This window comes from Streptomyces beijiangensis (assembly GCF_017315755.1).
In the GTDB taxonomy this organism is placed as follows: domain Bacteria; phylum Actinomycetota; class Actinomycetes; order Streptomycetales; family Streptomycetaceae; genus Streptomyces; species Streptomyces beijiangensis.
The window spans coordinates 1-458 of the sequence record NZ_JAFLRJ010001752.1 but is presented as its reverse complement, the minus strand read 5'-3'; the positions used below and the strand labels follow the sequence as shown (position 1 = coordinate 458).

Annotated in this window: 1 protein-coding gene; it reads right to left on the bottom strand. The window is 67.2% G+C overall.

Translation table 11 applies throughout. The annotated features are described in order from the left end of the window. Nucleotides 1-124: 124 nt before the first annotated feature. Complete coding sequence (locus J0695_RS43515) at nucleotides 125-298, bottom strand: hypothetical protein (RefSeq protein WP_206967363.1); 174 nt, start codon at nucleotides 296-298, stop codon at nucleotides 125-127. Between the last annotated feature and the right edge of the window lie 160 nt (nucleotides 299-458).

Genomic DNA, 458 nt, shown 5'->3' with positions numbered 1-458 from the left:
GTGTAGAAGCGGTTGAACGCGCGGATCTCATGTACGGGCATGATGTCCACCCAGGGCCGGTTTCTTTGACTCCGTCAAAGGTAGGAGGAGGGGCGCGGCCGCACAAGGGCCGCAGGCGGATTCCTCAGTCGCGGTCCCGGCGGCTGCGCCAGCTGGTGAAGAGCGCGCCCCCGACGCCTGTCACCGCGGCGAAGGCCTCCGGTCCTGTGGCGGCGTAGACGATCGTCGCGAGGGCGAGCAGGCTGAGGAGGGCGATCAGGTCGAGTGCGGACCGGTTCTTCTTCTCGTCGTTGTTCATGGAACCAGTGCACCGCCGCATCCACCGGTCACCGCCATGCGACGAACGAACCCGCAGGAGGTCGTACGCGGGCGGACGTGGGCGAACGCAGGCCGATGTGCGGCGCTGTTCGGTGAAGTGTGTCGCCGTACGGTGACCTGATCCCTAGGGGGTGTCCGGC

Bases quoted from the DNA above. Each gene is read 5' to 3' on its own strand.
- J0695_RS43515 (WP_206967363.1), bottom strand. From the start codon at position 298: ATGAACAACGACGAGAAGAAGAACCGGTCCGCACTCGACCTGATCGCC.